Annotated in this window: 26 protein-coding genes and 1 pseudogene; 13 read left to right on the forward strand and 14 right to left on the reverse strand. The window is 43.7% G+C overall.

What is annotated here, in order from left to right; genetic code table 11:
* Nucleotides 1-203 precede the first annotated feature (203 nt).
* Both N8A86_RS22140 and N8A86_RS16015 read left to right on the forward strand, forming a co-directional pair.
* Nucleotides 204-1,018 (forward strand): annotated as a pseudogene (locus N8A86_RS22140) (tyrosine-type recombinase/integrase).
* A gap of 2 nt (nt 1,019-1,020) precedes the next feature.
* Nucleotides 1,021-2,169 carry an IS91 family transposase gene (locus N8A86_RS16015; RefSeq protein ID WP_273566298.1) on the forward strand — a complete coding sequence of 383 codons (1,149 nt, stop codon included), beginning with the start codon at nt 1,021-1,023 and terminating at the stop codon, nt 2,167-2,169.
* Between the two features lie 242 nt (nt 2,170-2,411).
* On the opposite strand, the gene N8A86_RS16020 is transcribed toward N8A86_RS16015, so the two are convergent.
* Complete coding sequence (locus N8A86_RS16020; protein WP_273566299.1) at nt 2,412-2,927, reverse strand: hypothetical protein; 516 nt, start codon at nt 2,925-2,927, stop codon at nt 2,412-2,414.
* Nucleotides 2,928-3,152: 225 nt separating this feature from the next.
* Between N8A86_RS16020 and N8A86_RS16025 the strand changes: the two genes are divergently transcribed.
* Nucleotides 3,153-4,163: a tyrosine-type recombinase/integrase gene (locus tag N8A86_RS16025; RefSeq protein ID WP_273566300.1), complete on the forward strand. Its 1,011-nt coding sequence runs from the start codon at nt 3,153-3,155 to the stop codon at nt 4,161-4,163.
* Here the strand turns inward: N8A86_RS16025 and N8A86_RS16030 are convergent.
* The 4 genes from N8A86_RS16030 to N8A86_RS16045 all read right to left on the reverse strand — a co-directional run bounded on the left by N8A86_RS16030 (nt 4,160) and on the right by N8A86_RS16045 (nt 8,285).
* On the reverse strand, nt 4,160-5,776 hold the full coding sequence (locus N8A86_RS16030; protein WP_273566301.1) for a beta-N-acetylhexosaminidase: 1,617 nt from the start codon (nt 5,774-5,776) through the stop codon (nt 4,160-4,162). The two genes, N8A86_RS16025 and N8A86_RS16030, sit on opposite strands and share 4 nt — an antisense overlap.
* Before the next feature lie 123 nt (nt 5,777-5,899).
* Complete coding sequence (locus N8A86_RS16035) at nt 5,900-6,544, reverse strand: GDSL-type esterase/lipase family protein (protein WP_273566302.1); 645 nt, start codon at nt 6,542-6,544, stop codon at nt 5,900-5,902.
* 118 nt (nt 6,545-6,662) lie between these two features.
* Complete coding sequence (locus tag N8A86_RS16040; protein WP_273566303.1) at nt 6,663-7,532, reverse strand: alpha/beta hydrolase; 870 nt, start codon at nt 7,530-7,532, stop codon at nt 6,663-6,665.
* 27 nt (nt 7,533-7,559) lie between these two features.
* A complete protein-coding gene (locus N8A86_RS16045) occupies nt 7,560-8,285 on the reverse strand; it encodes an MIP/aquaporin family protein (protein WP_273566304.1) in 726 nt (241 codons plus the stop codon).
* 201 nt (nt 8,286-8,486) lie between these two features.
* On the opposite strand from N8A86_RS16045, the gene N8A86_RS16050 reads away from it, so the two are divergent.
* The 3 genes from N8A86_RS16050 (at nt 8,487) to N8A86_RS16060 (ending at nt 11,155) form a co-directional block, all read left to right on the forward strand.
* Complete coding sequence (locus N8A86_RS16050) at nt 8,487-8,819, forward strand: DUF2853 family protein (protein WP_273566305.1); 333 nt, start codon at nt 8,487-8,489, stop codon at nt 8,817-8,819.
* Nucleotides 8,820-8,946: 127 nt separating this feature from the next.
* Nucleotides 8,947-10,020 (forward strand): carbohydrate binding family 9 domain-containing protein, encoded by a 1,074-nt coding sequence (locus N8A86_RS16055; protein WP_273566306.1) that lies wholly within the window; start codon nt 8,947-8,949, stop codon nt 10,018-10,020.
* The gene (locus N8A86_RS16060) at nt 9,941-11,155 is read left to right on the forward strand and encodes a hypothetical protein (RefSeq protein ID WP_273566307.1); all 1,215 of its coding nucleotides are present in this window, start codon (nt 9,941-9,943) and stop codon (nt 11,153-11,155) included. Before N8A86_RS16055 ends, N8A86_RS16060 begins: the two co-directional genes overlap by 80 nt.
* Before the next feature lie 4 nt (nt 11,156-11,159).
* Here N8A86_RS16060 and N8A86_RS16065 read toward each other — a convergent pair whose 3' ends face one another.
* The 3 genes from N8A86_RS16065 to N8A86_RS16075 all read right to left on the reverse strand — a co-directional run bounded on the left by N8A86_RS16065 (nt 11,160) and on the right by N8A86_RS16075 (nt 14,564).
* Nucleotides 11,160-11,618, reverse strand: coding sequence for a DUF1569 domain-containing protein (locus N8A86_RS16065; RefSeq protein ID WP_273566308.1), 459 nt, complete (start codon nt 11,616-11,618; stop codon nt 11,160-11,162).
* A gap of 91 nt (nt 11,619-11,709) precedes the next feature.
* Nucleotides 11,710-12,672: an NAD(P)-dependent alcohol dehydrogenase gene (locus N8A86_RS16070; protein WP_273566309.1), complete on the reverse strand. Its 963-nt coding sequence runs from the start codon at nt 12,670-12,672 to the stop codon at nt 11,710-11,712.
* A gap of 32 nt (nt 12,673-12,704) precedes the next feature.
* The gene (locus tag N8A86_RS16075; RefSeq protein ID WP_273566310.1) at nt 12,705-14,564 is read right to left on the reverse strand and encodes a xanthine dehydrogenase family protein molybdopterin-binding subunit; all 1,860 of its coding nucleotides are present in this window, start codon (nt 14,562-14,564) and stop codon (nt 12,705-12,707) included.
* Nucleotides 14,565-14,689: 125 nt separating this feature from the next.
* Here N8A86_RS16075 and N8A86_RS16080 point away from each other — a divergent pair, with 125 nt between their 5' ends.
* Complete coding sequence (locus tag N8A86_RS16080; protein ID WP_273569118.1) at nt 14,690-14,899, forward strand: hypothetical protein; 210 nt, start codon at nt 14,690-14,692, stop codon at nt 14,897-14,899.
* 5 nt (nt 14,900-14,904) lie between these two features.
* Here N8A86_RS16080 and N8A86_RS16085 read toward each other — a convergent pair whose 3' ends face one another.
* The 6 genes from N8A86_RS16085 to N8A86_RS16110 all read right to left on the reverse strand — a co-directional run bounded on the left by N8A86_RS16085 (nt 14,905) and on the right by N8A86_RS16110 (nt 21,379).
* Complete coding sequence (locus N8A86_RS16085) at nt 14,905-15,378, reverse strand: (2Fe-2S)-binding protein (RefSeq protein ID WP_273566311.1); 474 nt, start codon at nt 15,376-15,378, stop codon at nt 14,905-14,907.
* Between the two features lie 64 nt (nt 15,379-15,442).
* Complete coding sequence (locus N8A86_RS16090; RefSeq protein WP_273566312.1) at nt 15,443-16,333, reverse strand: SMP-30/gluconolactonase/LRE family protein; 891 nt, start codon at nt 16,331-16,333, stop codon at nt 15,443-15,445.
* Between the two features lie 18 nt (nt 16,334-16,351).
* Complete coding sequence (locus N8A86_RS16095) at nt 16,352-18,001, reverse strand: N-acyl-D-amino-acid deacylase family protein (RefSeq protein ID WP_273566313.1); 1,650 nt, start codon at nt 17,999-18,001, stop codon at nt 16,352-16,354.
* Between the two features lie 2 nt (nt 18,002-18,003).
* On the reverse strand, nt 18,004-18,837 hold the full coding sequence (locus tag N8A86_RS16100; RefSeq protein WP_273566314.1) for a sugar phosphate isomerase/epimerase family protein: 834 nt from the start codon (nt 18,835-18,837) through the stop codon (nt 18,004-18,006).
* 5 nt (nt 18,838-18,842) lie between these two features.
* Complete coding sequence (locus N8A86_RS16105; RefSeq protein WP_273566315.1) at nt 18,843-19,868, reverse strand: DUF3500 domain-containing protein; 1,026 nt, start codon at nt 19,866-19,868, stop codon at nt 18,843-18,845.
* A gap of 26 nt (nt 19,869-19,894) precedes the next feature.
* Nucleotides 19,895-21,379 (reverse strand): DUF5050 domain-containing protein, encoded by a 1,485-nt coding sequence (locus tag N8A86_RS16110; RefSeq protein WP_273566316.1) that lies wholly within the window; start codon nt 21,377-21,379, stop codon nt 19,895-19,897.
* A 104-nt stretch (nt 21,380-21,483) separates the two neighbouring features.
* Here N8A86_RS16110 and mazG point away from each other — a divergent pair, with 104 nt between their 5' ends.
* The 6 genes from mazG to N8A86_RS16140 all read left to right on the forward strand — a co-directional run bounded on the left by mazG (nt 21,484) and on the right by N8A86_RS16140 (nt 26,324).
* Nucleotides 21,484-22,257 (forward strand): nucleoside triphosphate pyrophosphohydrolase, encoded by a 774-nt coding sequence (gene mazG / locus N8A86_RS16115; RefSeq protein ID WP_273566317.1) that lies wholly within the window; start codon nt 21,484-21,486, stop codon nt 22,255-22,257.
* Between the two features lie 88 nt (nt 22,258-22,345).
* Nucleotides 22,346-23,755 carry an MATE family efflux transporter gene (locus N8A86_RS16120; RefSeq protein WP_273566318.1) on the forward strand — a complete coding sequence of 470 codons (1,410 nt, stop codon included), beginning with the start codon at nt 22,346-22,348 and terminating at the stop codon, nt 23,753-23,755.
* Nucleotides 23,756-23,855: 100 nt separating this feature from the next.
* Nucleotides 23,856-24,083: a hypothetical protein gene (locus N8A86_RS16125; RefSeq protein WP_273566319.1), complete on the forward strand. Its 228-nt coding sequence runs from the start codon at nt 23,856-23,858 to the stop codon at nt 24,081-24,083.
* A gap of 17 nt (nt 24,084-24,100) precedes the next feature.
* Nucleotides 24,101-24,670, forward strand: coding sequence for a phosphatase PAP2 family protein (locus N8A86_RS16130; RefSeq protein WP_273566320.1), 570 nt, complete (start codon nt 24,101-24,103; stop codon nt 24,668-24,670).
* On the forward strand, nt 24,667-25,221 hold the full coding sequence (locus N8A86_RS16135; RefSeq protein WP_273566321.1) for an ArnT family glycosyltransferase: 555 nt from the start codon (nt 24,667-24,669) through the stop codon (nt 25,219-25,221). The genes N8A86_RS16130 and N8A86_RS16135 overlap by 4 nt, the downstream gene beginning before the upstream one ends.
* Nucleotides 25,197-26,324: a hypothetical protein gene (locus tag N8A86_RS16140; protein WP_273566322.1), complete on the forward strand. Its 1,128-nt coding sequence runs from the start codon at nt 25,197-25,199 to the stop codon at nt 26,322-26,324. Before N8A86_RS16135 ends, N8A86_RS16140 begins: the two co-directional genes overlap by 25 nt.
* Nucleotides 26,325-26,345: the final 21 nt, after the last annotated feature.

The raw sequence follows: 26,345 nt of genomic DNA on the forward strand, positions 1-26,345 counted from the left end.
TTTTTGCCCTGAAGTCCGCATTACGTTTAGGCATTGTTGAACTAAACCTAAAGGTAGCTTTTGGTACGAGACCATTGGCTACCTTTATTAGTTCCAATAAATTCTAATATTTAAAATTATGAAAAAAAAGTAGTACCCTTATCGAAAGGGCCAGTGAAAGTGTTCCCGGATTTGATGTGACCTACCAAAAGTTGAAGCGTTCAGTGGAACTCTCGGGCAAGAGCCAAAGTACCTTGACCAATTATGCGCGCTGCCTTGCCCATGTTGCCCTGCATTTCAACTGCAGTCCGTTGGAACTGGACTCGGAGCAAGTGTTGGATTACCTGCACCACCTAAAATCGCTGCACAAGACCCCTTCGGACAGTTTTTTCAAGCACACGGTCTATGGCCTTCGATACCTTTATCGGGTGTACGGACTTCCCGAACATCGGGTCGCCCTTCCTTCCATAGAAAGGCCGAAGAAACTTCCAGTGGTCCTGAGCAGGAACGAGATCAAATTACTTCTAAAGACCCCGAAGCTGCACAAACACCGATTGATGCTGGCCTTGCTCTACGGCTGTGGTCTTCGCAGTCTGGAACTGCGGAACCTGTGTATCAAAGATATCGGTATGGACAGGGAACAGCTGCATATCCGCCAGGGAAAGGTCGCAAGGACCGCTATGTTCCCCTGTGCGACCTATTGGTGCGTGGCATACGCAAACACCTGGCATCGGAAAGGCCGGTACAATGGCTTTTTAATGGCAACAATGCAGAGGGCAATGCTGTAGGCCTATCCGCCAATGGGGTACGATGGGTGGTGAAACAGGCCAGGCAACAGAGCGGTATCCAAAAAGTGGTCACCACCCATACTCTCAGGCACAGCTATGCCACTCACTTATTGGAGATGGGCATGGACATCATGACCCTGAAAGACCTGTTGGGCCATGTGGCCATCCAGACCACCCTGGTGTACCTGCATGTAGGGCGGATCGACAAACAAATGGCCTTTTCCCCTTTGGAGAGGCTTTATACCCGTTAAGGATGCAGGTGCGCCATGAAGTGGCGCAGGTGTTGGAACGCAACGTGGGGGACCTATCGGGGCTTTGTGCCAATAGCTGGCAGGCAAGGACATTGCATGCGTTGCGCAAATGCCGTACTTCGGCCTTGGGAGGCCATATCGATAGGTGTGACAATCCCATATGCAACAGCCTGCACCTGAGCTACAACAGCTGCCGTAACCGCCACTGCCCCAAATGCCAGGGGCACAAACGGGAAGAATGGATCAGGGCAAGGGAAGCGGAACTGTTGCATGTTCCCTACTTCCATGTGGTGTTCACCCTGCCCCATGAATTGAACCGCATATGCCTCTATGCCCCGAAAGAAATATACGGCCTGTTTTTCAAAACGGCATGGTCGGTCATCCGGGATTTTGGGGCCAACAGAAAGTTTCTCGGGGCCGCTACGGGCATGATCGCGATACTGCACACCTGGGGGCAGAACCTGTCATTGCACCCGCACCTGCACTGCATTGTCCCGGGTGGCGGCATTACACCATCGGGAAGATGGAAGCATATCAGGAACAAAGGCAAGTACCTGTTCCCGGTAAAGGCGATGGGCAAAGTCTTCAGGGCCAGGTTCACAGAAAATCTCAGAAAACAGTTCGATCATCCTGCGGCTTTTTACGACAAGCTCTTCGCCAAGGACTGGGTGGTGTATTGCAAGGCCCCGTTTTACAATACTTCGCAGGTGGTGGAATATCTGGGCAGGTATACCCACAAGATCGCCATAAGCAATCACCGCATCGTAAAATCGGGGGAGGGCACCGTGACCTTTTCCGCAAAGGACTACCGCCATGGTGGCAAAAAAGCGTTGCTCCGATTGACGGATGAGGAGTTCATCAGGCGCTTTTGTCTGCATATACTCCCCAAGGGCCTAGTACGCATACGCCACTATGGGATACTGAGCAGTAGCAAAAAGAAGACTGTATTGCCCATTGTACGGGACCAGGTAGGTGCTGCCACGGTAAAAAGAGACCCGGGGCCGATCCTGCACAGAAGATGTCCCACATGCAAAAAAGGAAGGTTGGTCACACTGATGACCTTTGACAGTAGGGGGCCACCGAAACATTGGACCGAGAAACTGGAAAACCGACATACAAGGCCCCAAAACAGAACAGCTCAATGGCTGTAATAGATGACCATTGCCCAAATCGGGGGTTCTTGATAAAACGGTGGCCCGCTACGAGCGAACAAAGGGCCTTTAAAGAAGAAAAAAACAATACGCCTTGAATTTGGGCAGTAGATCTAATTTTATCAAGGGCACATAGCTACAGGATCCCATGCCCGATCCACACCAATCCCCATAGGAAGAGAATACCGACCCGGTTCAGTCAACACTGGCTTCATGTTGGGTCGTACCGACCACACGAAGCCTTAGTTATTAGCAAATGTTTTTTCCGTCGGTTCGATTATAACTTCCACCATTCCGCTGATTATTTTTCTTTTTTTCAACATGGTGCTAATCCAGAAATAAGGAAGTAACAAAACTAAAAAACAACCAAACCCAGTATTATAACTAAATCTATCTCCAGTAAATTTTTGATTCCAATAAACGTAGGACTTATAGTGTTTATCAGCTATATAAAAATCTTGACTCGACCACCCAGTTTTAATTGCTGGCTTAAGAAAATCATCTAACTTTTTCTTTTCGATTTCAGAAAATTTTGATTCCCAAAACTCTCCAGAACTACCTTTTGTTTTTGGATTGTAAAATTGAACATCTCCGATTTTTGTCCAATCCTCGTCCGGATAGATGAAATCGAATATTGTCCCGGTCAAATTATGAGTAAGTCTATAAATTCCATTCCCCTTATCAATAGTCCCATCCTCAATTTGAAACTCCGATTTCGGTTGAAATTTTTGTTCAATATATTCTTTCCAGTTGTTCAATTCAAATATTTGCTAACACCTAAATATGTTTAGTTTTAGGCTGTAGCTATAAAAGTACTGAAAAAGTCGCAAAAGCCTTACTAACGCTAAAAAAATTAAATCTGAAACTATTTGGTAATTTGTATATAATAAATATATCTTTATCAAATTGATATACAAAATACCTAAGTGAATAATTCTAATTACTCGTATCAAATCGATAAGCATAGAACTAAAAACGTCATATTGATTAAGTTTGAATATGACCAAAATCTGGTAACCGCGCTACGCAATAGATTTCCCTCTGCAAAGTGGAGCAAGACAAAAGTTTCATGGTATTTGCCCGATTTGCCCAGTATTAGAAAAGCCTTGTCAATTGAGCAGGAGAGCCCAGTTGATTGTTCGCTATTAAAAATCGACCCTGTCAATAGAGCTGCTTTTGTTTTGATGAATGAACAACTTCAACTAAAACAATATAGCGCCAATACAGTAAGAATATACCTTGGTGAATTTTTGCACCTTTTGAAGCTATTAAAGGCTTTTCCTGTTGATGAGCTGACCCCCAAAAGACTTAAAGATTATTTTCTTTTTTGCCTGAATAAAGAGAATATGCGAGAAAGAAAAATGAACGGCAAGATAAATGCTATAAAATTTTATTTCGAACAGGTCTTACACCGTCCAAAAATGTTTTTTGACATACCAAGACCCAAAAAACCACAGGTATTGCCAAAAACACTTAGTAAAAATGAGGTTAAGAAGATTATTCAGGCAACTACGAATATCAAGCATTCTGTGGCCCTACAATTGTGCTACGGTATGGGCCTAAGAGTATCTGAAGTGGTAAATATAAAAGTTGAAGATATAGACAGTGAACGAATGGTTGTACATATACGGGGAGCAAAAGGAAAAAAAGACAGAATGGTACCATTACCTGTCTCCATACTACCATTGTTAAGAAGGTATTATATTGATTATAGACCAACGGATTTTCTTTTGGAAGGCCAGTATGGTGGTCAATATTCGAAAGCAAGTACACAGAATATTTTTAAAAAAGCCATGAGAAAGGCAGGTATTAATAAAAGAGTGGGTATTCATGGCCTACGACATTCGTATGCAACACATCTGCTAGAGGCCGGTGCCGATATGCGATTCATACAAGAACTCTTAGGTCATAACTCAATTAAGACCACTCAGATTTATACCAAGGTCACACCCAGAAGCTTATCTAGTATATCAAGCCCTTTAGATTCGCTCTAATCCTTCTTAATCTCCTCATACGTATACTTACTCTTCTTCCAATCGATTAACGGAGAGGGATAATATTTCACATCCATACGATCCAAGAACGGGGCCTGATTTGCTAAGCGTACTTTAAAGTTTTCCCAATCACGATTTTCTTGGGTCGTCCAACCCAATTCGGCATGGCCGATGGCCCTCGGGAAGGCCAAATATTCCAGCTCCCCGATATCGCTGATGGTCTCCGACCACAAGGGTGCCTCGATGCCCAGTATATTTTTTAAAGGTACTCCTTCATATTCTTCAGGGTTCCAAACATAGGCCGAATCTACGGGTATATAGGCCGCCCAATGCAGGCCGTGTTTCGAGAGCGTATCGTATTGCATATCGAGATAGGTCTTCTTGGCAGGCGACATGATGACCTTCATTCCTTTTTTGGCAGCCTTGTCGGCATTTTCCTTACTGGACCAAAATTGGGCGATCGATGTGGAATCCAAATCGGCTTGAGCGATTTCGTCCCATCCAATCATACGCTTGCCATGTTTTTGAACAATTTTTTCGACCCGCTCCACAAAATAGATATAATCGTTCTTTTTGGTCACGTGGCTTTCGTCGCCCCCGATATGAAAATAAGGGCCAGGGGTGATGGCCGAGATTTCCCGTACCACATCATCAATAAAGGTATATACCGTATCTTTTCGGGTATCGAAGGTGCTAAAACCGACATGGGTGCCTTCGTATAATTTTGGGGTTTTTCCGTTTCCGTTTAAAATAGGGTAGGAGACCGAGGCGGCGTTCGTATGCCCCGGCATGTCGATTTCGGGTACCACGGTCATAAAGTGCTTGGCCGCATAGTCCACGATTTCAGTATAATCTTCTTGGGTAAAAAAGCCACCCGCTTCGCCACCGACTTCGGTACTGCCACCGACCTCGGTCAATTTGGGCCAAGACTTGATCTCGATACGCCACCCTTGGTCATCCGATAAATGCAGATGCAATACATTGTATTTGTAATAGGCGAGTAGGTCGATATATTTCTTGACATCTTCGACACTAAAGAAATGTCTGGCGACATCGAGCATACTACCACGATATTCAAAAGTCGGGTTATCCATTACCTTTCCCGTGGGTACGGTCCACACGGGATATTCCGCCAACGTATCGTTGCTCGTTTCGGGGATGAGTTGGCGTAGGGTCTGCACGCCGCGAAATGCACCTTCGGCCGTATTCGAATTCAAGATAATCGAATCTGCCGCGACATAAAGCTGATAGGCTTCGGAAGCGTTCAGTTCAAGACTGTCGGATTGGTTGATGTAGATGATACCTTCCCTTCCGGGGATTTCGGGTACATTGACCTGAACATCCAAAGCGGTTTGCTCCTTTATTTTTTTGGCCAGGAATTTGCCTACTTCCTCAAAATCGGAAGCATTTTCCGAGGTGTAGATAGCGGTAAATTGATCCAATGCAAACCCCTCGTGGGTAGGAATCATTTTCAACGGTTTCGGAATCAAATTTTCCGCAGCCAAATCGGTTTTAGGAAAGTTCAGTGCCCGTTTCTTTTTTTCTTCGCCGCAGGCGATGAGGGTTGCGATTATGGTTATGGCCAAAACTGTTTTGGTGAGCGTTGATTTCATAAATTTATTTTTTAGTAAAAACTTTAAAGTAAGCATAAATCGTTCTTCTGACCTCCGTCTTCCATCATCCGTCATCCGTCATCCGTCATCCGTCATCTGTCTTCCGTCATCAAACACCCAACATCAATCCACATAATTTTTAATGACCTCGTACCATAGGTCGTACCCTTTGCTATTCATGTGCAGGCCGTCTTCTAGAAAAATATCCTGCTTTACTTTTCTTTTTTCCAACATGGGCCGCCACACATCGGCATAGTCGATCAAAACATCTTTTTGACTCATGCGACGGAACTTCCGGTTCAGTTTTTTGTAATTGCGTTTGAGATTCCAACGGGCGATACTGGGTTTGGCGGCAATGAGCACAATTTTTGTTGTGGGATTAGTACCACGAATTCTGGCAATGATTTCTTGGGTGGTGGCCATGATTTCTTTTGGTTTTTTCTCTGAAGCGATATCATTGTCCCCCTCATAGATAAAAACTTTTTTCGGTTTATAGCGAAGAATTAGCGCTTCGGAATGGGCCAAGAGGTCACTGGCCTGAGAGCCTCCGAAACCAGAATTTACAATGTGATGTTCGGGAAATCGTTTTTCGAGATCACTCCAAATACGTATACTCGAACTTCCCGTAAATACGATGGTTTCTTTGGAGGAATCCCAGAGGGAGTCGTATTTTTTTTGAATGTCTTCGATTTCAGAAGCAAAACGAAGCGGGTCTTGCCCATAGCCCGCCAATACCGAAAATAGAAACAGAACAACAATGTATCTCATACCTTAATTTTGAGGCCGAAAGATACTTTTAATTTGACAAACGTTCAATAATTTTGGATTTGCTACATGGGGTACAATATCCATTTCCTCGGGCATTACAACAGAATTCATTGTTTCATCACGGGTTTGGCGATCCCTCGGCCACGGCCCAATCGTGAAAACGTTGGATCCAGTCGTCGGAAGGAAGTCCTTGTGCCTTCATGCCGAAACCATGCCCACCTTTTGAATACATGTGCAACCCCACTTTTTTACTATCTTTCAACCAGGCCGAGTATAGGTCTGCACTAGGCGCCGCCAATTGCAAAGGATCGTCCGAAGCACAGATAACCAACATCGGGGGTGCATTTTCCGGCACTTGATAAGGTCCTACGACAGCCATCCAAGGGTAAACAGGTACTATAAAATCAGGTCTATTTTCTTCGGAATAATTGAAAGTAACGCCCATAGTTACCGCACCACCCGCGGAAAATCCCATAAAACCTATTTTATTTGGGTCGAGCCCAAATTCCTTGGCATTTTTTCGAACATGTGAAATTGCGGTAAGGCCGTCCGCTATCGATAAAGACAGCACCGGTGCCACACGTTCGCCGATACGCGCGGGATTGGTCTCTCCCTCCTCGGAAATTTCCTTGACCCCATCTTCGCCGGTGGGCACCAAACGATATTTTAAAACGAAGGCAGTGATTCCTTTTTCATTTAACCATTTGGCCACATCGGTACCTTCACTTTTGATGCTCAGGGCATAAAGTCCACCACCGGGTGCTACGATTACCGCAGTCCCGTTCGGATTTTCTGGTCTAAAAACTTCCATTGTCGGTTCCGAGACATTCGTAACTACATGGTTCTGCCAAATATCGGAGAAGTAATCTTTCTCCCCACCTTCCCAAGTAACATCGGGAGAAGTTTCGTGCTGAAGTTTGATTATTTCTTGCGAGGTGACCCATTGCACCATTCCCGAACAAAGTAACATTGCGATTAATTTTTTCATTTTCAAAGTACGTTTAGAGGTTGTTTTTTAAATTCCGATAGCAAGAAAAACCAAGGCCGCCAAGACCCCACCGGTAAGCGGACCAAGAATCGGGATCAGGGCATAGCCCCAATCGCTACCGCCTTTTCCTTTTAAGGGCAATAAAGCGTGCATGATCCGTGGCCCCAGATCACGTGCCGGATTGATGGCATAACCCGTCGGGCCGCCCAAGCTGAGTCCAATACCAATAACCAAAAGCGCAACGGGCAAGGCATCTAAAGATCCAAGTTTTACAGGTTCATTGCCCATGGTTCCGCCGGCGATATACATGACTCCGAAAACCAATGCGAACGTGCCGATGACCTCGGTGATAAAATTCCACAACGGACTTCGTATCGCGGGCCCCGTCGCAAAAGTCGCCAATAAGACGCTCTGATCTTCGGTGGCATCATACTGTTTTTTGTAGGTCAACCACACCAGGGTAGTTCCTAACATGGCGCCAAGGGTCTGTGCAATAATGTAGCCGGGTACCAAGTGCCACGAGAACTTTCCGGCAGTCGCCAAGCCTATGGTCACTGCTGGATTCAAGTGTGCCCCACTGACATCGGCTGAAATAAATACCCCGGTAAATACCGCGATTCCCCAAGCGAGGGATATTCCTACCCATCCGGAGTCAGATCCTTTCGTTCCTTTAAGTATTGCATTTGCGACGATGCCATTTCCCAAAAGAAGCAGCATGGAGGTTCCTATGAATTCAAATAAATATTGCGTCATAATGATTGGTCGTTTATATGCCGTAATATAATTAATTGCGCCGATAGTTTGAATCCTAACACAAAATATCTCAATTGCAAAAGATCAGCACGGGGTCATGGAAAATAAAATTTGTTTGATTTTTCTTTCCTGTTAAAGTTTTTTTTAACTTACAGTACTATTACAACAATTAACTATTAACCCTATTTAAAGACAGTAATTATGAGTGAATTGGCAGACAAATTAGCCGCGTTAAAATCTACGGCGGTTAAGCAATTGAATGAATGTGGTGTTTCTAATATCGACCACGATAAATTGGATGGTTATGTAAACAGTCTTAAATCAATGGTGGACAATAAGGATGCTACTTTGGTTTCAGGACAAGATGTATCTGAATTGGAGACGGTTCGCAGAAATTTTGTTGAAAAGAAGTTAGGCGTTAACGATAAGGACAAAGCTATGAAAGCTATTAACTCGGTAGCAGGAAAAATGTCGGGAATCCGTATGAAGAGTAGACCTGCCTTTTATTATTTGGTACAACAAGAATTGAACTAGTCATTTCTCTTGCATTAAGAGGATTAATAAAATCAAAAGCGGCTCAATGGGCCGCTTTTTTATTGAACGGGTTTCAAAAAATATAGTACATTTATTCTGATGATTTTTCACAAACCGACCAAGACTAATGCAGCACTTTAAAAAACTAGGGCTTTTCTTCGGCCTAATGTTCCTTCCTATTATTTCTGTATCCCAAGTTGTCTCACCCCCAACGAGTAATGACCGTCCTACGGCAAATACGGTCGCACTTGAATCGACTCCCGTAGTCGATGGAGAAGTGCTGAACGATGCTGTTTGGCAGGCTATCGAACCCTTTGGCAATTTGGTGCAGGCCCAGCCTAATTTTGGTCGCCCGGCCAGTGAGAAGACCGAAATACGCATCGCATATACTAAGGAAACTTTCTACCTTTCCGTTGTTTGTTATGATTCCCGACCAGATGCGCTGGTCGTATCTGATGCACGACGTGATGCCGATTTGGACAATACCGATGCTTTCCTTTTTATCTTGGATACCTATAAAGACGGCCAGAACGGTTTTATCTTCGGAACGAATTCGTTGGCCGTAGAATACGATGCGCAAGTAGATAATGAGGGCCAGGGCAACTTTAACGCAAATCGCCAACAAGGAGGAACCATTGGGGGGTTCAACCTGAACTGGGACGCATCTTTCGAGGTGCGAACGAAAGTCGGTGATTTTGGTTGGAGCGCCGAGTTTGCCATTCCCGTTCGCACGTTGCGTTTTCAGGCTGGTAAGGATTGGGGCATCAATTTTCGAAGAAATATCAGGAAAAGTAATGAGATAGTCTATTGGGCACCCATGCCCGTAGGACTCGACCTCAAAAGGCTTTCGTTGGCAGGCACCTTGACCGGTCTTGATTTGCCCAGCCCCGGAAATCTGAAAGTTATTCCCTATGTGCTCGGTCGGATGGACAAGGATTATACGGTGGCCGACCCAAAAAATAGATTAGATGGCGAAGTGGGCGGCGATGTCAAGTTTAGCGTTACGCCAAGTTTGACCCTAGACCTTACCTACAATACCGATTTTGCGCAAGTAGAGGTCGATGACCAGCAAGTGAACCTGGATCGCTTCAATCTCTTTTTCCTGAAAAAAGACCCTTCTTTTGGAGAATGCCGGATTGTTCAGTGTGGGAAGTCCGGGCGAGGTCGATCTCTTTTTCAGCCGTCGTATCGGAATCGGTGACAATGGAAATATCGTACCCATAGTCGGGGGTGCCCGTCTTTCGGGAAAATTGAATCGCACCAATGTGGGACTCTTGAGTATGTGGACAGAAGATGTACAGGATAATGGTATCGAAGAAAATAATTTTACCGTAGCGCGTGTCAACCATGAATTTAAGGGGCGAACCGCTTTGGGCGCCGTTTTTATAAATAAGGAAGGATTACAGTCCGACAACTTTAATCGTACCCTTGCGCTCGATGGAAAACTTGGTCTGGGAAGAAAAGCACGTATGTCGGGCTTTTTCTCAAAAACGTTCGACCAGAACGATACGCTGAACGCCCATTCGTTCAAATTTCAAACCGATTACAATTGGAATAATTGGGAGCTACGGGCAGGGTATACCGAAGTAGGGCAGGGGTTTAATCCGGAAGTTGGTTTTTTATTGCGATCGGCTTTTAGAAAACCGGAAGGCTTGGTGCTCTACCATTTAAGACCTAAAAATCCAGATTCAAAAATTTTGGAATATCGTCCGCATATCTCCTATCGTGGCTACTGGAATTTCGACGGTTTTTTGGAAACCAGCTTTTTACATATTGACAACCATTTTGAATGGAAAAGTGGTAATGAACTTCATACCGGGATAAATTTTACTCGTGAAGGGGTTGTTGATGCTTTTGATATTTCAAGAGGCCAGAATGTTATCATTCAACCAGGCGGCTACAATCATGTAGAATCTCAAATCATATTTTTTACGAATAGAAGTAAACCTCTATCGGTAAACCTGCGATCCGTTATAGGAGGTTCTTTTGGTGGCACCCGATATCAAGAAAGTATTACCGGAAGTCTGCGGATAGGAGATAAGTTCAATTCCGACCTTAGCTTGCAATACAATAATTTTCAACTTCCCGTAGGTAATTTTACAGCCAATATCGTAAGCAGTAGATTGTCGTACGCCTTTAAACCCAACATCTATCTACAAGGTTTGATCCAACACAATACAAGCGACAAATTGTGGGCGGCCAATATTCGCTTTGGGTGGCTGCAGCAGGCTAATACAGGCCTTTTTGTCGTTTGGAACTATAATGTATTGGACAACGGGCCTTTGAATAATAGCTTTATTATCAAGTATACTCGAATGTTCGATTTGGTGCGGTAGAGCATCAAACCCCGAACTGCTGCAAATGGTGGTCTAAATGTTTGGAGAAAAGCGTATTCCATTCTTTGGTGGATAAAGCGCCAAAGGCATGTGATTCTTTTCCATCAAAATGTTCGGCACCCAATTGCTGTGTTTTTTGTAGATGTTCGATGAGCCGGTTTTTTTCAATTTCAAAATCCCGCTCATCGTCAATGAGAAACATCGGGGCGGTTCTGGTATTTCTTTTATAAGGTTTTGGCCCAACGACCATATTTTTCGCAAAGAGTTTGATCATGAATTTTTGGAACCCACCGGGTTTTGGATGTTTGTCGGTATAGACCAATTCATAGGCCACGTTGCAATGGGCCAACATTTGGTCAACGCTCATTTTTCCCCATTGTGGTTGGGTTTCAGGGGTCAACGCATTGATACGCTCAATAGTTTCTTGTGATTCGTTTTGGTCAAAAAGGTTTTTCCAGCTCATGATTTTCGTTTTTTATGATTGCTACAAGATATTCATTTTTATGAGATTACAAAATCCTCTGATTTAATTATAGACGTACTGGAATCATGAATTAGGACATGCTGAGGATTACATTTCCTGTTTTTTCTCCTTTTATTACATAAGTATAGGCTTCCGAAATTTTTTCCAGGGGATAGGTGCTGTCGATTATCGGTTTGAATTTTCCTTCCTCTATAAGCCCTTTTATGAAATTTATACTCTGCAAAATGTTCGACGGGAATGGGAATTTCACGCTCTTGCCTCCAAACAACGGGGTAACCAGCGCTAAAAAAGGATTCTGAACTCCAGGCCCAAGTTCTGAAGAAATGTACACTCCTTTTTTATGCAACAAGCGTTTGCACTTGCCAAAAGTACTTTTTCCAACCGCATCAAAGACATAATCGTATTTTTCATGGTCTTTGGTAAAATCCTCCTTTTTATAGTCAATAGTTCGGTCAACCCCCAAAGAATCTATTAGTGCCACATTCTTTGTATTGCATACGGCGGTAACGTATGCTCCGTAATATTTAAGAATCTGTACCATTGCCGAACCAATGGCACCTGTGGCGCCGTTGACCAATACTTTTTGTCCCGGTATTAGTTTTACCTTGTTAATGAAATTATAAGCATAATGTGCACCTTCAAGACTGGCGACCGCCTCATCAAAAGTGAATTTGTTGGGGAAAGTCGCTACGGCCTTCTTTTCTGGGATAGTCATGTATTGGGCCTGTGATTGTATGCCCTCGTCGCCAAAACCAAAAACCTTGTCCCCGATTTTGAACGCGGTTACGTTCTGCCCGATGGATGCTATTTCTCCCGCAAAATCGGTTCCCGGTATGCCGTTTTTGGGCTTGAAAAGTCCTATAAAAAGGCGCATGATATAGGGTTTACCGGTTACGATTGCGCAATCGGTTCTGTTGACCGTAGTAGTGTGCACTTTTATGAGTACTTCATCCGCTTTTGGTAGCGGCTTTTCAACGGTCTCGATTTTTAGAACATCGGGCGGACCGTAGTTTCTTCTGACTGCGGCTTTCATTGGAAATTAAGCGTTTCAAGAATTTATATCGACTAACTATTCAAGGCTTCCAACACACGTTCCGGGGTAAAAGGTAGATGTCGCAATCGTTTTCCGGTCAAGCTTAAAAAAGCGTTCGCAATGGCACAAGCGACCAAAGGCGTACCTGATTCGCCAACCCCTTGAGGCGGCTCGTTGGATTCGATCATCGCGGTTTCGATGCTATCGGGAATGTCTTCCATCCGTAACAATTGATACGTATCAAAGTTGGATTGCTGTACTTTTCCATCGACCATGGTGAGTTGTTCTTTAAGTACACTGCTCATGCCCATGATGATGCCACCTTCCATTTGTGCTTTTACATTGTCGGGTTGTACTATGACACCGGCATCAATAGCGCTCCAGAAACGGTGGACGTTTATTTTTCCGGTATTGCGATCAACGGAAATTTCACATACTCCCGTGCTTAAGGTTCCGCTTCGCTCTAAAAATGCAACACCTTTTGCCTTTCCATCAATACTTGTGCTATCCCATTCACTAATTTCGGCGGCCTTCTCCAAAGTCGCCAAGGCTCTTGGCGATTTGGACATAAGTTTGCGCCTAAGGGTAACCGGGTCTATTTTTTGGTCATGGGCAACGTCATCGAGCAGGCATTCTATGGCAAATTTATTAGGACCGTGACCCACGGCACGCCAATGTTTTAGACGAATGCCATGCGTTGTTTCCCGCCAATCAACAAGCTGATTGGGAATATCATAATAGTCATTTCGGACACCGCTTGTGGCCAGATTACCGTTTTCGGCCACCACGATATGTGAGAGTCCGGTTATATTTCCCTTTGAATCGGTACTTGCGGTCAAGCGTTGAAGAGACAAAGGGCGGTAGGCTCCATAGGTCATATCATCTTCGCGAGTCCACATCAACTTTACGGGTTTTGGGGCCATCTCTTTGGCCAATGCAGCACATTCCACAACGAAATCGGTCATGCTTCGCCTCCCGAAACCTCCGCCCAAATACTGCAAATGAACGTTTACATCTTTCGCGGGAATACCCAGCAGGTCGGGAACACCCAATTTGGTATCCCCACCTTGTTGGGTGCCGACCCAGACTTCGGCACTTTTACCATCTTCGGCAACTTTGACGATGGAATTCAATGGCTCCATTTGTGCATGGTATACATAATCATTTTTAAAATCGGCGCTATATGTTTTTGCCGGATTGCGGAAAGCTTGTTGCACATTTCCTATTTCGGGCATTACCTCGCCCTTTTTAGTTTGAGATGCAACTTTCTCATATTCGTCAAAGATATCTTGAGAATTGTAACCCGTAGAAGTTGCCTCGCTCCAATCGATTTTCAACTGCTTTTTGGCTGCCAGAGCCTGTTCCAAAGTCGTGGCCACAATTCCAATGGCATACTCAAAGGGAACGATTTTTAGAATGCCCTCCATGGCCAAAATTTCAGATTCGTTTTGTAACACAGGTTTGGCTCCATGCAGATTTCCTCGTTCAAGTACCCCGTAAAGCATGTCGGGCAATTGTAAATCGATTGCGAATTTCGCCGCACCGTTCACTTTTTCAGGGATTTCATAACGGGGTATATCTTTCCCGATCAATCGAAAGTTTTTCGGATCTTTTAATTGGTCTTCCTGAAAATCGGGTAGGGTTTCTGGCACCTCTAAAAACGGAACCAATTCTCCATAACTTATTTTTTGGTCCGTCTTGTCGTAAAGGACGAAACCGTTTTCGGTATGTAGTGCTTCGATGGGGGCATCCCAATGTTTTGCGGCCGTATGTAAAAGCACATGGCGCGCTTGGGCACCGGCTTTTCGCATCACGGGATAATTGCTTTTGGTAACACGACTGCCCGCGGATAGCATGATCTTTACTGCCCGGTTGCCATCCTTCGGAACCATAAATCTCAGGTTCCTGAGGAGAAAATTCGACGCTGACCTTTGACCAATCGGCATCCATTTCTTCGGCAAAAACTACGGGCAATGAAGTCATGGATCCCTGGCCCATTTCGGCCGCGGGATTATAAATGGTGATCAAGCCATCTTCGGAAATACGTACCCAAGGGTTTAGCGGATGCGTTTCTAGTTGTGCCTTTAGGGCTTCCTTTTTATCACAGGAAATGGCCAACGGCAGCAATCCGGAAGCACCAATGAAGAGTGCCACGCTTCCTGATGTTTTTAAAAATTCCCTTCGATCTATTTTTTTCATGGTCGTGCTCATGATATTATTATTTTAGGGATTTTACGTATTTGAAGCTTTGGTATTCGATGCCAACTCAATGGCCTTCACAATACGCATATAGGTGCCACATCGACAAAGAATCCCGTTCATATAACGCTTTATCTCTTGCCGCGTGGGCTTTGGGTTTTGCTCCAACAAAGCGACGGCCTGCATCACCTGACCCGATTGACAATAACCACATTGGGGTGCTTGTGCGGCTATCCAGGCTTTCTGAACGGGATGGTCTCCATGTTCCGATAGGCCCTCGATAGTGGTGATTTTTTGTCCCACGGATAAGGTGTCGATCGGTAGAACACAGGCGCGCATCGGCTTACCATCAACATGAATAGTGCAAGACCCGCATTGGGCAATACCACAACCGTATTTCGTACCGGTCAACCCCAGATGTTCGCGAAGTGCCCAAAGCAGGGAAGTGCCCTTGGTGACCTTAACTTGTTGGTCTTTACCATTTATATTCAGCGTATAATTTTCCATATCGCAATAATTTCTCCATTAAATTACACAATATCGAATATATAACAGTGATCGGGCGAAAAGATTAACGTATTCCATTGACGGCCATCTCCAAGGTATAGACAGAATCCATGGCCGTGATAAATAGGATATTCTGTTGAGGTCCGCCAAAAGTCACATTGGCTGTCCATTTTTCCGGTACGGAGATATGATGGATTTGCTCTCCTTTTGAATTAAATACAGTGACCCCGTCTCCTGTTAAGTACACATTGCCTTGATTGTCCAAAGTCATCCCATCCGATCCGAGCTCACAGAACAATTTTCTTTCTCCTAGCGTTCGGTCTTCGTTAACAGGGTATACATACGTTTTTTTATCTCCTATATCCGCGATATAAAGCGTCTTTCCGTCAGCTGTGCCAATAATACCATTGGGCATCACGAAGTTTTCGGCTACGATTTTTACCTCGCCAATATCAGGGGTCACATAGTAGACCCTACGTTCTTCCAATCTGTTTTCGGTCGGCTCCCACCAAGGGCGATCGTACAACGGGTCGGTAAAATAAATTCCGCCGTCAGGGTCTACCCAAAGATCATTGGGGCCGCCCAGTTTTTTTCCTTCAAAATTGTCTACTAGGACTGTGGCATTTTTTTCCATGTCAATGCGCCATAATTCATTTTTTTCGTCCGCACAGGATAATAAGTTTCCGTCATGGTCGAAATAAAGTCCGTTTGAGCGGCCTGAAGGACTCATCCAATCGGATACGGAATTGTCGGAAGCATTCCATTTAACGATACGGTCATTGGGTTGATCGGTAAAATAGACATCGCCGTTTTTATCCACAGCGGGCCCCTCAGTAAAATCATAACCTTCGGCGACTAAGGTCAGTTCGGCTTTATCGGAGATTATCCCTGCTTTTTGACTTTTGCAGGATACACTAAGCAATAGTGCCGCAATCAATAATGGTGTTGGTTTCATATTTCTTTTTTTTAAACATCAGTCATTCTTCCATCCTGGGCCTTTTACAAATCTTCCAGAAAAAGCGCCCGTGTGTTCTCCGTCTTTTAGAACCAATGTTCCATTTACTAAAACATGCAGCATGCCAGTTGCATATTGATGGGGTTTTTCGAAGGTCGCATTGTCTTTGATTTTTTCTGCATCGAAAATGACCACATCGGCAAAATACCCTTGTTGCAAGGCACCTCTTTTCTTCAATTTGAGGTTGGAAGCTGGCAGACTTGTCAACCTGTAAATGGCATCTTCAAGGGTGATTACTTTTTCTTCTCGAACATAATGGCCCAAAAGTCTTGCGAATGAACCGTAGGCACGGGGATGCGTACTCTGCTCTAAAAACACGCCTTCGTTCGTATAGGAACCGGCATCGGAGCAAATACTCATGTAGGGGAGTTTCAATTTCTTTTTGATATTCTCTTCGGACATGGAAAAATATACGACTTGAATTCTACTGTCATCTTCATAAATGAGGTCGACCAAAGTTTCATTAGCGGTTTTATTTCGTTCTTGGGCGACATCGGCCAAGGTTTTGCCAATAAGATTCCGGAGTTCTTTGTTGCGAAAACCAACCAACAGGATTTTATCCGGCGGCACATGAAAATCGATTTCGGCCATCATCTTTTTCCTCTTTTCGGGATTCTCGATAAGTTTCATAGTCGCCGAGTGCCCGCCTTCTTTTGCCCATGCGGGGAGTACTACATTTAATCCCGTGGAACTCGCATTGTACATATACATATCAGTAGTAACGGGAAATCCTTTTTTTCTCGCACTTTCGACCAGCTGTATGGCACTGTCCAACAATTGCCAATTTGCATTTCCGGAAGCCTTGAAATGATAAATTTCGGCGGTAAGTTTTGCTTTTTCAGAAATAGTAATAAGTTCGTTGACGGCATCCAGAAGTCCGCCTTCCTCGTCGCGGATATGTGAAATATACATGCCGTCATATTCCGCAACTACTTTTGCCAGTTCTATGATTTCATTGGTTTTGGCATGTCCGCTAGGCACGTAAATCAAAGAAGTTGACAGTCCTACCGCTCCCTCTTTCATGGCTTCTCGAGTGAGCCTTTTCATGGTTTCCATTTCTTCGTCCGATGGCAATCTGTTTTCATACCCCATCACAAATTCTCGCAGTGTGCCATTACCTACGAATGAGGCTATGTTGGTAGAAACTCCTTTTTTCTCCAAAAAATTAAGATACTCGCCGAGACTTGACCAATCGATATCATAGGTGATGCTGCCCTGGCCTGCTTTCATTTCTTCACGCATTTCAGCGTTGAGCGGACCCATGGAATGACCTTCTCCCATGACTTCGAGCGTGACTCCCTGTCGGATATCGCCTTGGGAACGACCATCTTCGATTAACGATTCATTTGCCCAGCTTAGCATGTTAATGAAGCCTGGGGCAACTGTAAGGTTAGTGGCGTCGATTTCTGTTATGCCGATGGCATTTTCAAGTTGACCTAATGCCGCAATGGTATCGGCATTGATGGCGATGTCACCTATGAAAGACGCTCCTCCAGAACCATCAATAATTTGTCCGTTCTTAATAAGTAGATCATACTGTCTTGGCTGGGTACATGCAGTTAGCATAAGACAAACCAAAAATGTGATAAGCTGGCCCGAACGTAACATATTTATAGCTTGTTAAGGAATTCCATATTATGTTTCATACTTTCTAAAGGGGTGCTGGCGTATTCTTCTTGTTCGATAAAGATGTGTTTTACGCCCGATGCTTCCTGATTTTGCATCATAGTTTTGATATCCAATCCGCCTTTTCCGAATTCGGTGCTTTCTTTTTCTTCCATGTTCATATCCTTTAAATGCCATAGTGGAAAACGCCCCGGATATTTTTTAAAATAATCCAAAGGATCTTTTCCGGCCACGATGACCCAACCGAGATCCAGTTCCATATGGACCAGATTTGGGTCCGTGTTATCCATTAACACATCATAAAGCACTTGCCCACTTTCAGATTCGAACTCGTATTCATGATTGTGATATCCGAATTTTAAACCAAGTTTTTGGCATTTTTCACCAGCCTTATTGAACTCCTTGGCCACTTTTTTATAATTGTCGACCGTTTGTCCGTTGGACGGCATGGTCGAACAGATTACATATTCCTGTTCGGCGGCCACGGCATCTTCCATTGTTTTTTGAAATTGGTCGTCAAGATGTACATGACCGCTTTTGAGGTCCATTCCCAAATCAATGCAGACCGTTTTCATTTCGGTTGGGGAAAGTCCGTAAAAATGCCCTTTGCTTGAGCGGGCGCTTTCGATTTCCTTGATTCCTATGGCGGCGATCTGTTTTAAAGTCCCGATGGCGTCTTTTGCCATTTCATCCCGGAAGGAATATAGCTGTACGCCATATTTAGTTCCGGTATCCGAGGCGAACATACAGGAAGGAAAAAAGAGTGTTCCTGCGGTCAAAGCTGATGATTGCAATAAAAAATCTCTACGTTTTAGCATGTTATTTAATTTTTATGGTGTGCTTTATAATGGGCACTGAGCGTATCTTCAGCGTAATCGTTATCAAGATCCCTGATGGCGGTATGGACATGATTTGCGTTGTTCTGAATATTATCGTATTCGATGAGCAAAAAAGTACTCTGTATCCTGTAATAGTGTCCAGCCACGGGAGCTAAGCTACCTGCCCATGCAAAATAAAGTTTGTCAAGACCGTTATCGCTCAACTTTTTCTTTAGGTTCGAAGCATATTTCGATTCGTAATTATCTATATAAACGTTTACCAATTGCATGAACATTGCTTTCTGTTCGTCACTCAATTGGTCATACGCTATTCCAAGAGGTTCAATGGCTTTTACTTTTCTATGGTTTCCAGTGATGATTTCGGAAGGAGCTGCATCTGAAAACAGGGCCGTTCGCAATTGTTCTTCGGACATTGAATTGATAAGAGCAAACCCTAAATCTGTTTCCTTTTTCAATACTTCTTTTCCTTTTTGCGCAGTGCTTTTTACGATTCCCGGATTAGAACCAAAAAAGGTTGGGGTCGAAGAAACTATCGTTCCGTTGGCAGCCGTAAAATTGAAGGAGATATGATGCCCCTCGAAACGCCAACCCCAAAATGAATCAGGTGCGGGATCTCCAAAAATGCAAAAGTGATAATTTAGGGGGTCGCGGTAGGGCCGGCCATCCTCCATCTTTTGATTATTGTTTTCCAACTCGAACAGCACGTTTTCAAGTTCCATGATTTCTGTGGTCTTTTCGTATCCTTGGGCACTTAACGAAGCCCGTAACAAGTTCAGTGCCAATTCTTTTTGTGTTGTATTAAAGTCATGAAAAGTTGGCCCATTTCGCATTTTGGGGACAAAATTCATATTAAAGCGCTCCTCGTCTTCGAAGGTATAATGCGCTTGCTCCTTTTGTTCTTCCGAAAGGGAATTTAAAAAAGAGTTAGCCTTATCAGATAATTCTTGGGCATTCGAAGTGCAGATGACAAGCAATAGTAATAACGATACACCAATTTTTCTAATGACCATTGTGCTGATTTTTATGTGTACTTGTTTTATTTCAGTTGATAACTAACGAATGCCACTTTACTGCTATCCGGGGACCAAGAGGGAACATTGATGGTACCCTGCCCACCAAAAAGCTTGGCCATCACTTGAACTTCTTTGGTTTCCAAATTCATCAACCGTAGAATGACATCTTTATTCGGTGGATGGCTCCCTGCCGGCACGTCGGTACCGAAGGTGACATAAACAATCCATTTTCCATCGGGCGAAGGGTGGGCGAACCAATCGTTATATTCATCGGTCGTTAACTGTTCTTGATCGCTGCCATCGGTTTTCATCCTCCAGATTTGCATAGTGCCGGTCCGTTCTGAATTAAAGTATATGTATTGCCCATCGGGAGAATAATCAGGACCGTCGTCCAAACCTTCGGCTGTGGTCAATCGAATTTCCTCGCCTCCTTGCAGTGGAATGGCATAAATATCATAGTTGCCATTGCGTTCGGCACAATAGGCCAAGGTATTTCCGTCAGGCGACCACCCATGCCAATACGATGGACCAACCGGCGTTATTTTCTTTGGAACCCCGCCTTCGATCGGCATGGAGTAGATAAGCGATTTGCCCGTCTCGGTCTGGTCACTGATGACCAACTTTGTGCCGTCTGGAGAAATACCGTGGTCGTTGTTTATCCGTTCGGCAAAATCGGTCGGAATCAATTCCGGATTCCCGCCCTGCACGGGAATCCTATAGAGCAGCCCCTTACTATTAAAGATCAAGGTCTTGCCGTCGGGTGACCAATTGGGTGCTTCGATATGACTTTGGGTGTGATGGACCACTTTTCTATCGAAGGAAGATACCGATATGATTTCTAAGGTACTTTCCAATTGCTTCAGCGAGTCGGGTCTTTTTGGAATTTTTTCGATGGCGACATCACTGAATTTGGCAGTTTCGAGTGCCTCGGCATTATGGGAACAAACACCTAGACCTACGTAAAAAGGTTCTTTAAAAGGAAGTTTAAAAGACCCCCCTGAAGATTTTAACTTGCCATCATCTTGGGCAATGGACATCGAAACATACTCTCCTTCTTTTTCGATTCGAACCCTTTTCGGTGAGGTACTGTTCGCTTGTACTTCTCGGGTCACCGCCCCGTCCGTTTCCCGATACTGGATTGAGGTGAGTCCGTCTCCGTGAACGGCGACATCGGCATAAGCCGCATCGGGTTCCAAACTCTGGCGAATAATCAAACAAGCCTTGCGGTGCGGGTCTACTCGCTCGGTCATCCATTCGATATTCGATGCAATGGATAAATCTCCCGACATTTTTTTCCACACATAATGAAGTTCATCGCTATCGAACCACATATTGACGCCACTTCCGGAAATAGTATAGGTATTTTCGGCCTGGTCGAATTCGGCGTTGCCCGCAAGTTTCGGATCGCCGATATCGATACTGCCTGAGAACAGCCCCAATTCCTGTCCCTGAACAAATGCACTAAAAAGAATTCCGGTTAGTACTATTATTAAAAGGTTCTTCTTCATATTAGGGTTTTGGTTGATTTCAAGACAATTAAGGTAATCAAAATAGTGTAATACTCGCATATCTTGAAACAGTTTGTATTTGTATTTTTGCCCAAATTCTTTTTATGAACTCAAGGGAAAAACAACTAAAGGCATTCGGTCGCTTATTGACCATTATGGACGAATTGCGCGAACAGTGCCCATGGGATAAAAAACAGACCATGCAGACCCTTCGTCATTTGACCATTGAGGAAACTTATGAACTAGGGGATGCCATTCTCGACAAAGATCTTGAGGAAGTAAAAAAAGAATTGGGCGATGTTCTGTTACATATTGTTTTTTATGCCAAAATAGGTTCTGAAACGAATGATTTTGATATTGCGGACGTATGCAACGATATCTGTGAAAAACTGATTAATCGTCACCCACATATCTATGGAGATGTCATCGTGGCGAACGAAGAAGAAGTCAAGCAAAATTGGGAGAATATCAAATTGAAGGAAGGTAAGAAAAGTGTACTTGAAGGCGTGCCGACAAGTTTACCGGCGTTGGTAAAGGCCAATCGCATTCAAGATAAAGTGGCGGGAGTCGGTTTTGATTGGGAAAAACCAGAGCAAGTTTTTGAAAAGGTTCAAGAAGAACTGGAAGAACTTCAGGAAGAGGTCAAATCTGGAAATCCTGAAAAAATGGAAGAAGAGTTCGGTGATGTACTATTTTCGATGATCAATTATGCCCGGTTTTTGAATGTCAATCCTGAGAATGCCTTGGAACGGACCAATAAAAAATTCATCAAGCGGTTTCAATATCTCGAATCTAAAGCAAAAGAGTCCGGTAAGAGCTTGAAAGAAATGACTCTGGCCGAAATGGATGTATTTTGGGAAGAAGCTAAGTTGCAGTGAGCAGTAAACAGTATTCGTTAAAAAGTTATGAGTTATAAGTTCAGAGTTATGAAAAGCTGAAACAAAAGAAACCTGAAACTATTTTTTCTTGCTAAACAATTACACCAAAGAATTTCGCTATAATATTAAACTCTCGGTTCCGGTTATCTTGGGCATGTTGGGGCATACGTTTGTGCAGTTGGCCGATAACATTATGGTCGGTCAATTGGGTACCGCTGAATTGGCCGCGGTTTCTTTGGGCAATAGTTTTGTTTTTATCGCCATGTCTTTGGGTATCGGTTTTTCTACCGCGATTACCCCTTTGGTGGCCGAAGCTGATGGGGCCAGTAACAAATCCGATGCTAAGAGCGCTTTAAAACATGGCTTAGTACTGTGTACGATTCTTGGTATATCACTTTTTGGGATTATTCTGCTGTCCAAGCCCTTTATGTACATGATGAAGCAGCCCCTCGAAGTGGTGGAACTAGCGATGCCCTATTTGGATCTGGTCGCCTTTTCTTTGGTTCCTTTAGTTGTGTTTCAGGCCTTCAAGCAGTTTTCGGAAGGCCTTTCACAGACTCGGTACCCTATGTATGCCACCATCATTGCCAATGTTATCAATGTGGTTTTAAACTATCTTTTGATTTTTGGCACTTTTGGTTTCCCGAAAATGGGTATTGTAGGGGCCGCTATCGGCACCTTAGCGGCACGTATTATGATGGTCGTCTATATCTGGTTCTTGCTCAAGAGCAAAAAGAAATTCCACGATTACGTAACCGGATTCAATTTCAGGAAAATCGAGAAAAAGGTAATGAACAAGATTATTGGTTTGGGCTTTCCGTCCGCATTGCAGATGTTCTTCGAGGTTGCGATTTTTACGGCAGCCATATGGCTTAGTGGCGTATTGGGGAAGAATGCCCAGGCAGCGAATCAAATTGCATTGAATTTGGCCAGCATGACATTTATGTTCGGTATGGGTCTTGGCGTGGCTGCCATGATCGGGGTCGGCAATCAAAAGGGGTTGAAAAATTTTAGTGAGCTCCGACGTATTGCCCAGTCTATTTTTTTATTGACATTGTTGATAGAGATAGTTTTTGCGATTCTTTTTCTTTGGGGGAGGAATTGGTTTCCGACCTTATATCTAGATCTCGATAATGCCCTGAATCTTGCCGATAATTCGGAAGTAATTGTCCTGGCGGCCCAACTGCTTCTGGTCGCAGCTTTTTTTCAGATTTCCGACGGAATACAAGTGGTGGTTCTAGGCGCCCTACGTGGTTTACAAGATGTGAGGATCCCCACCTTGATTACGTTTATCGCCTACTGGTTGATAGGTTTTCCGATTTCATATTATTTGGGGCTTTATACCGATTTAAAAAGTATGGGAATTTGGATAGGGTTATTGTCCGGCCTGTCTGCCTCGGCGATTATGTTGTATATTCGATTTAATTATTTGACGAAGAGATTGATTCGAAGTCGAGTGAATTCCCCCTTTGAAGGGGGCGAGGGGGATGTTGGTTAATATAACTCCAAAGCCCAATAAATAGTACTTAGATCAATCAAGATTCAAAACAATAGAAAAAGATTCCCCTCTTCAGGGGAATGAAAAAATAGACTAATTTATGGAACTCCCTAAATTTATATTGGGCGACAATACCGATTATCCGGAAGCCATATTTATCATCCATACCGAATACCCGCGTTTTATCATCAACCTCGAAAATGATGAGGTCGAATGGTTCGAGGATTTCTCGAAGGAAGACGAAGCCGATCTTGAATCGGAGATGACCACGCTTGTAGAACAGGCCACCGAATTCTATGATCGAGAGGTGGCACGTTATGATGCATAGCTCAGTGCACAATCAATATGCTTGAAGAACTCATTAAATACGACAAAGAACTCTTCGTGTTTCTCAATAATTTGGGGAATCCAACTTGGGACGCGTTCTGGATGTTCATCACCAATAAGTTCAGTTCTATTCCATTATATCTTATTTTACTGATGCTGGCCTATAGGGAATTAGGACTTAAAAAAACAATTCTTCTTGTGGTGACCGTCGCAGTTTTAGTCCTTGTTACGGATCAACTATCCAACTTCTTTAAATATGGCCTACAACGTTTACGGCCGTGCTATGATCCTGATGTAAATTCGGTAATGCGCTTGGTCAAAGATACCTGTGGAGGTAAGTTCGGATATTTTTCTGCCCATGCCGCCAATTCTTTTGCCATCGCTTTTTTCTTTACGAAACTTTTAAGTCAGAAATTCCGCTACATAGGAATTTTCTTGATGGTTTGGGCTGTTCTTATGGCCTATAGTCGTATTTATATCGGTGTGCATTTTCCACTAGACGTCATTACTGGCGGGCTATTTGGACTTGTTCTAAGTTGGATTGCCACAAAGTTGTATATATTTGCGCTACAGAAATTTCCCCAATGATTTCTAACAGAAGGTATTGGTTTTTACTGGTTTTGACCGTTCTGATATACATCGCAGGAATGTTCGTAACCCTCTTCGAGAACGACTCCGCCCAATTTGCCGCAATGGCTATGCGCATGGTTCAGGAGAATGATTTTCTCAGCCTTTTCAAAGGTCCCGAAGAATACCTCGATAAACCCCACATGCATTACTGGCTGGCGGCCCTCTCTTTTAAGATTTTCGGCATTCAAGATTGGGCCTATCGTATTCCCGGTGTTCTGGCGACTTTGTTGGGCGCGTATAGCTGTTTCGGCCTAGGAAGGTTACTCTACAGTATTGAGGTCGGGAAATTGGCTTCCCTCATCTTTATGACCGCACAGACTATAGTTCTTTCCGCTATTGATGTACGGACCGATGCGGTACTCACCGGTTTTACCATATTGGCCATCTGGCAGTCGGCCCAGTACATCGAAAAAGAAAGACAAAACATATCCTTCTGGGTGCATTTGCAGCAGGAATCGCATTTTCGACCAAAGGGCAGATCGCGATGGTGGTTATCGGTTTGCCCCTGATCTGTCATTTAGGGTATACCCGAAAATGGAACACTTTATTGAACTGGAAGGTATTGGCTGCCCTATTGGTTTTTGCGTTGACCATTACACCCATGCTTTATGCCTATTACCATCAATTTGATTTGCATCCAGAAAAAATAATTCGAGGCAGAGGAGACCGTAGTGGTATATTTTTTATTTTCTGGGAACAGAGCTTCGAGCGTATGAGCGGTGAAGGCATCGGAACGAATAGCAGTGACTACTTTTTCTTTTTCCACACCTTTCTATGGGTATTTCTACCATGGACCGTGCTGGGTATTATGGCCTATGGAAAACGAATAAAAGGTTTTATTAATGAAAGACTTCTTTATAATCCTAAAAAGGAGCTATTGGCCTTAGGTGGAATTACCTTAATTTTTATCATTATCAGTTTTGCCCAATTTAAATTACCGCATTATCTGAATATCGTAATTCCGTTATTCGCAGTATTGACCGCTTCTTACCTTAACCAATTATTTCTGGACCAGAAAAAGAATGCCATAAAGGTTTTACTGGGAATACAATACTTCATACTGGCCATTGTTTTCATTGCCTCGGCATTGCTATGTTTTTATGTTTTCGAATTTCAAAAACCATTCGCCTATGTAATACTTCTCGTTGCCGCGGCTATTATCATTAATTATAGTTTAAAGCGGGAAGGCTACTACTATAGAATCATCACCATTACGGTTTGTAGCTCTTTGTTGTTGAATGCGGTGCTCAACCTACATTTTTACCCTCATCTGTTGACATATCAAGGTGGGTCGTCGATGGCCGAGAGAATTGAGGAAAATGCGATTTCAGTTGAAAATATCTATAAAATATCTGAAAAGTATACCTGGGCCCTTGATTTTTATAACCGAGAACCCGTCAAAATTTCTTCCATAGAAGAAATTGGAAAGAGAAAGGATATCTGGGTCTACGCCGACGATGAAGACTTGCAAAAACTACATGCCGCAGGATTCGATTGGGATAAGCAAATTAGTGAAGACCAATTTCGGATTACTAGATTGCAACGCACTTTCTTAGATCCTTCAACACGAAAAAAAGTACTGAATAAAATGCATTTGGTACACATTTATTGAAATACGAAAAGCACGATACCC

Origin of the sequence: Maribacter halichondriae (assembly GCF_027474825.1) — a bacterium.
In the GTDB taxonomy this organism is placed as follows: domain Bacteria; phylum Bacteroidota; class Bacteroidia; order Flavobacteriales; family Flavobacteriaceae; genus Meishania; species Meishania halichondriae.